The sequence below is a fragment of the Parvibaculum sp. genome (genome assembly GCF_049672805.1).
Classification (GTDB): Bacteria; Pseudomonadota; Alphaproteobacteria; order Parvibaculales; family Parvibaculaceae; genus Parvibaculum.
The window spans coordinates 1-5848 of sequence record NZ_JBATWS010000014.1; the positions used below are offsets into that span (position 1 = coordinate 1).

The 5848-nt window shown below is 62.9% G+C and carries 6 protein-coding genes; 2 read left to right on the plus strand and 4 right to left on the minus strand.

The genetic code is table 11. From position 1 onward, the window contains the following. Window positions 1–348, plus strand: a 348-nt coding sequence (locus tag WBF74_RS00510; protein WP_424433757.1) for a transporter substrate-binding domain-containing protein, incomplete at its 5' end; no start/stop codon positions are given. A 3-nt stretch (window positions 349–351) separates the two neighbouring features. On the opposite strand, the gene WBF74_RS00515 is transcribed toward WBF74_RS00510, so the two are convergent. After that, window positions 352–891: a SixA phosphatase family protein gene (locus tag WBF74_RS00515; protein ID WP_424433759.1), complete on the minus strand. Its 540-nt coding sequence runs from the start codon at window positions 889–891 to the stop codon at window positions 352–354. Window position 892: 1 nt separating this feature from the next. Continuing rightward, the gene (locus WBF74_RS00520) at window positions 893–1735 is read right to left on the minus strand and encodes a sterol desaturase family protein (RefSeq protein ID WP_424433761.1); all 843 of its coding nucleotides are present in this window, start codon (window positions 1733–1735) and stop codon (window positions 893–895) included. Between the two features lie 111 nt (window positions 1736–1846). Between WBF74_RS00520 and WBF74_RS00525 the strand changes: the two genes are divergently transcribed. Next, window positions 1847–2596, plus strand: a complete 750-nt coding sequence (locus tag WBF74_RS00525) for an XAC2610-related protein (protein WP_424433763.1) — start codon at window positions 1847–1849, stop codon at window positions 2594–2596. Between the two features lie 6 nt (window positions 2597–2602). Here WBF74_RS00525 and WBF74_RS00530 read toward each other — a convergent pair whose 3' ends face one another. Together WBF74_RS00530 and WBF74_RS00535 are read right to left on the minus strand one after the other, a co-directional pair. Beyond that, entirely contained in the window at window positions 2603–3013 is a 411-nt protein-coding gene (locus WBF74_RS00530; RefSeq protein WP_424433765.1) for a tellurite resistance TerB family protein, read from the minus strand. A gap of 29 nt (window positions 3014–3042) precedes the next feature. Then, window positions 3043–5848 (minus strand): ATP-dependent DNA helicase (locus WBF74_RS00535; RefSeq protein WP_424433767.1); only part of this gene is annotated, 2806 nt, incomplete at its 5' end.

A 5848-nucleotide genomic window follows, 5' to 3' on the forward strand; every position in this document is an offset into this window, starting at 1 on the left:
GGCTCCGTCCATCAGGCCTATGCGCTGGCGCGTTTTGCAACGGCGGATCTCGTACCTTTCAAGCGGATCGAGGAAGCGGAAGACGCGCTTGCTCGCGGCAAGGTTGATCTCATCTTCGCGGACCGCAATGCGCTTCTGCGCTGGATCGCGGACACGGGAAGCGCATGCTGCGGGCTCGTCGGGCCGGATTATGCCGATCCCGCCTATTTCGGCGAGGGGGCGGGCATCGTCCTGCGGGCGGAGGATACGAAACTGCGTGACAGCATGAACGCCGCGCTCGCCGCGCTTGTGGCCGATGGCACCTATGCGCGGATCAGCGCACGCTATTTCTCGGCCAGCATTTACTGAAGGCTACCCCTTCTCCGACGCAGGCTCTGCCATCAGGTCGCGCGGGCGCCCGAAAAAAACGGTGCGGCCCTTGCCTTCCCTGATCTCGTTCCAGCGCGCTACATCGAACTCGAACACGATGAAGCCGCCGGTCGGCACGCCATAGGCAACGCGGAGCGCGATTTCGTCATCCGGGTCTTCTGCAAGCGCCGTAGCGAGCAACACCAGCCCCGGATTATGACCGATGACGAGCAACGTCTCGGCGTCGTCGGGCGCGTTATGGATCTCGTCCAGCATCACATCCGGCATCGCGTGGTAAAGCTCCTCGCGATAGGTGACGGGCACTTCATCTCCCAGCGCATCGCGGAGAGGCGCACAAGTGCCGACGGCGCGGGCCGCACTTGAGCAGAGAACGGCATCCGGGCGGTAGGGCGACTGCGCAATGAACTGTGCCATGAAATCGGCCGCCCTCTTTCCCCGTTCATTGAGGGGGCGCTCGTAATCATCCTTCGCCGGATCGCCCCAATCCGATTTTGCGTGGCGCAAAAGGCAAAGCCGTTTCATATCACATGCTCCCCGCGCCCTTGATGCTGGTGGGCGTCTTTGCGGAATGGCCGATGAATGGATTGACGAGGCTCCAGAAAAGCCCGTTCGGCGCAGGCGCGGCATAATCCACGAGCCCGATCCGCATGGCAATATGCCCGTCCCGCGGGGCGGCCCGATAGGTGCGGAAAAGCCGGTCCCAGAGCGAAAGGCTGAAGCCGAAATTGCTGTGATGCTCGTCGGAATAGACCGAATGATGCACGCGGTGCATGTCTGGCGTCACAATGAAGCGCCGCAAGAGACGGTCCGTCCGCTCGCCGAGCCGTAGATTGGAGTGATTGAAAATCGCCGCGGCATTGAGGAGAACCTCGAACAGGATGACGGCGACCACCGGCGCGCCAAGAACCGCGACTGCAGCCATCTTGATTCCCATGCTGACGAGAATTTCGAGTGGATGGAAGCGGATGCCTGTCGTCGCATCAACATGAGCGTCGGCATGATGGACGCGGTGTATCCGCCAGAACAGCCCTGATTTGTGAAAGAGAACATGCTGCCCGTAAACGAGAAGGTCGAGAGCGAGCAGGGAAAGAAGGAAGGCAAGCGCATAAGGCGCGCCCAACCAGTGAAACAATCCGAAGCCATGCCGTTCCGCCGCCAGTGCCACACCGGTCGCAAGAAGCGGAACGGCTAGCCGCATCACGCCCGCGTCGATAAGGCCGAGCGCCAGATTGGTCGCGCGGCGATGCGCCTGCCCCTTCGCCTCGCGGCGCGGAAAGAGGGTTTCAAGCGCCACCATCAGCGCCAGCACGCCCGCAAAGGCGGCGAGCCGGAAGGCAGGTTCATGCTGGGCGATGAAGTCTGGCATGGAAAGGGCGATGCATCCTCTGGCGAGTCAAAGGGGACGGGGTATCAGGCCCGACTATAAGGGGGCCCGGTGCAGAAGAAAAAGGCCGTCCCGTTTCACGCTTGCGCTATTATGAAGCGCTGCGTTCAGGGTGAAGGCATCGAGATGAAGACCATGCGGGGTTGGGTAAAGACAGGGCTGATCGTGTCCCTTTTTCTCCTGCCGCTTCACGCGTTGGCGGAGGAGATGGAAACCATTTTTGTGGAGGGCGATGAGACCTTCCTTGCGGGCTATAGCTGCGCCGCACCGCCTGCAGGCAGCAGCGCCCCCATTCTTTGCGAAGCGCGGATTAGCCAGCTTTTGCCGCCCTTCTATTTCGAGATCGACTGGCAGATCGCGGCGGAAAGCGGCGAACGCACCGTCACCGGCATCGCCATCCGCAGGCAGGGCGAGGCAGAGCCTTTCCAGACCATCAGTGACGTGGGATCGAGCGTCAAGCCGACGACTGACAATAATGGCTTCGAGGTGACCGACCTCAATTTCGACGGCCATCTCGATTTCCGTCTGCTCGCGGAAACAACGGCGGGGCCGAACGCGCTTTACCGCAACTGGCTCTGGTCAAGCCGGGATATGCGTTTCATCAATCATGCGAAGCTCGATGAAATCGTCTCGCCGGAATTCGATCCCGACACACAGGAGATCACGAGCCGCTGGCGCGCCAGCGCGGCGGAAGGCGGCGTGGATATATATGTGTGGGAAAGCGGAGACCCTGTGCTGATCCACCGCGAAACGGATCGGTATGACGGCGCGGGCTGCACCCGCTTCTTCTATGACAGGATCGGCGGCAGGCTGGAGCCGACAGGCGAGGGGCCCTGCGCCTGAGAAATCTCAGATCGACATATGCCGTGCCCGCGCGCCCCGCTCGATGGCGGCGGCGGTGAGCTTGTCGATGTCGAGCGTTTCCCTGAGAAGCTGCAACAGGCGCATCTCCTCCGCGCCGACGGAAAGATCGGCAGCGGCAATTTCCACCGCCAGCGCATAACCCGTCTCGCGCAGATGATAGGGAAGCGCGTCCTTCACAAGGCCGAACACGGCATCAAGGCCACCTTCTTCCTGAAGGATCGCCGCACATTCCCGTGCCACCGGAATAAGCCGCTCCTCGTTGAAATTACGAAAGGCAGGCAAGGTCCGCACAATGTTGCCGATGTCGCGCAGCTCATTGTCGCTCATGGCGCGATCAACGGCACTCATCGTCATCATGATGTAGATCAGGGCATTTTCCGGGGAGATGGTGGACATAGTCTTTCCTTTGGCACTTGGCCGGAACTTTAGGGGCTGCCACCGCCCCCCGCAAGCGCAGCCTCGTCCGAGAGAAAATGCTTAGATTCCGCTATGGCTTCGGCAAGGCCGACGCGCTGGATTTCAACATCAGGCGGAAAGGCAGATGTAAGCCGCGTCGGCAGGCGTGAATCGAGCATGACGAAAACGCCCCGGTCGCTTGCGCGGCGGATCAGCCGTCCGAACGCTTGCTTCAGCCGCAGCCGCGTCAGCATGTCGTCATAGCGGCTCTTGCCGAAAATCTCACGGCGCGCCTTGTGCAGAATATCCGGGCGCGGCCAGGGCACGCGGTCGAACACGATCATGCGCAGCGAATCTCCGGGCACGTCCACACCGTCCCGCACCGCATCCGTGCCGAGCAGGCAGGCATGACGTTCGGCACGAAAAATATCGACCAGCGTGGCTGTATCAAGCGCGTCGATATGCTGCGCATAAAGCGTCAGCCCCTGCGCTTCGAGCGGCGAGACAATCCGTTCGTGGACGGCGCGCAGCCGATGAATGGCGGTGAAAAGGCCAAGCGCACCGCCGCCCGCCGCACGGAACAATTCGCGATAGGCCGCGGCAATTTCATCGAGATTGGTGCGGCTCACATCACGCACGATGAAAATGCGCACCTGCTTTTGATAGTCGAAAGGCGAAGCCATGAAGGCTCGCCGCGCGGGCAACACGAGATGCGACGCGCCGGTGCGTATCTCCGCGCTTTCCCAGCCCTGATGCGGATCATCCTCCGGCAACTGGTCGCGAAGCGTGGCGGAGGTGACGAGAACGCCATGCGCGGGCTCAAGCACCGCATTGGCAAAAGGCACTGTCGGATCGCGCCAGTGGCGGTGAAGGCCGGTATCGATCTCGCGCCCGAAAAGCCGCTCGACGGAAAACCAGTCCACGAACATTTCCGGCGTCTGCCCGCCAATGCTTTTCAGCATGGATTGCCATGAAGGAATGAGAAGGCTCGCCCGCCGCTCTATGCCGCGCGCCGCGGCATCCATGCGAATGCGTGTATTGCTGTCGAGCTCCGCCGCCTTGTCATCGAGCTGCGCGCGCAGACGATCTGCGATGACGCGGAGCGGGGCGGCAAGACGCCCGAGCGCCTCATCAAGCGCATGGGCGGCAGCGGGAAGCCCTTCTACGGGCGGATCGGTTTCCGCTTCGAGCGAGAAGGCGTTGCCCGTTTCTTCCGCCCGCGCATGAACCTGCTGGCGGACGAGCGCGAGAAACTTTTCTGCGGCGCCACGCGGCTGACCTTCATTGATGCGCGTTGCCCAGCCGGGGGCCGGCAAGGCGGCAGCGGCAGAAAGCGCGGCAACCAGTGCTTCTTCCGCAAGTTGGTCGCCGGAAATGAGGTCGCCCGCGCGCTCCTCCAGCCCGCGCCCGCGCTGCCCGCGCTGGCCTTCCGCTCCGCGTATCCAGCGGCGTAACTCCGCTGCTTCAAGGGCTGAAAGCGAAGTTGAGAAGGCACTGTCTGCCGCATCGAAAATGTGATGGCCTTCGTCAAAGACGAAGCGCGTGCGTGCCTCGCGCCCGCTCGGCACTTCATCTTCTGTGCCGCCCGACACGTCATCATTCCTGGCGGGCGCGGGGCTCAGCGACAGCGCTGCGAGATCAAGCGCTGCCTGCCGCATGACGAGCGCATGATTGGCAACAACGATCTCGGCGCGCCGCGCCTTGCGGATCGCCCGCTCAATGAAGCATTTATTATAATAGGGGCAGGCCGAATAGACGCATTCTCCGCGCCGGTCAGTCAGGCCGCTGCGACCCGTAACACCGCCCAGCCGCGCGGCAAGCCATGCGGGAAAATCGCCGCCCACCATATCGCCATCGCGGCTTGCCTTCGCCCAGCGCGCAACAAGGCCGATGGCAACGGCATTGCCGCCCAGCGCCGCGCGATCGGCCATCTCCGCAAAATTGAGAAGGCAGAGATAGTTTTCGCGTCCCTTGCGGATAACCGCCTTCTCCGCTTTCTCTTCCGGATCGGGGTAGAGGCGGCTCAACTCCTGATCGAGCTGGCGCTGGAGATTTTTCGTATAGGTCGAAAGCCAGACCGTGCCCTTGTTGCGATCCGCCCATAGGCTTGCCGGTGCGACATAGCCGATGGTCTTGCCGATGCCTGTGCCTGCTTCGGCGAGCACGACGTTGGGCTCACCTGTCCTTTCGCGCGGGCCGAAGGCGGCGGCTGCAACACCTGCAAAGGCGACCTGGCCGGGCCGCGCCTCGGCATCCGGCCCTGCAAGTTCTGCGAGCCTTTGCTGCGCTTCTTCCGCGCTCACGGGCAGCGAGCCTGCGGGCGGGCGCGGTGCACGCTCCTCCCATTCGGGAAGCTCGTTCCATATGTCGAAGCCGCGCGAGGCGGAAAGCTTCACCTCACGGCCCGGCGATCCGGGAAGCGCATTGCCAAGTGCTGCCATCACGCCCGGTCCCCATGCCCATCCGGCTTCCGCCATGCGGAGCGCGGTGCGGGCGGCAGAAGGGCGGTCGGGAAAGCGGGGGTCTTGCAAGGTGGAGAGCATGAGCGCCGCCGCCTCGCGCAGCATCATCGCCTGGTCTTCCGGCGTGTCTCCCGGATCAAGTCCGAGCGCGCGGGCAAGCCCTTCCGCCGTGGGAAGACAGGGCTTTGCCGGATGTACAAAGGCGAACAGCTCCATCAGATCGAGCACATGCGGCCCCGCATCGCGGAAAGGGTGGCCCCGCGCAATGCGCCGCGCCGTGAAGCCCGCATGAACCAGCATGACCGGCTCACGCTCGATGCGCTTCAGTGCTTCTTCTGCGGTGAGTTCTTCGATCTCGCCATCAGGGCTCACC

Coding starts and splice junctions, on each gene's coding strand:
- WBF74_RS00525 (WP_424433763.1), top strand. CDS start 1,847: ATGAAGCGCTGCGTTCAGGGTGAAGGCATCGAGATGAAGACCATGCGG.
- WBF74_RS00530 (WP_424433765.1), bottom strand. CDS start 3,013: ATGTCCACCATCTCCCCGGAAAATGCCCTGATCTACATCATGATGACG.
- WBF74_RS00515 (WP_424433759.1), bottom strand. CDS start 891: ATGAAACGGCTTTGCCTTTTGCGCCACGCAAAATCGGATTGGGGCGAT.
- WBF74_RS00520 (WP_424433761.1), bottom strand. CDS start 1,735: ATGCCAGACTTCATCGCCCAGCATGAACCTGCCTTCCGGCTCGCCGCC.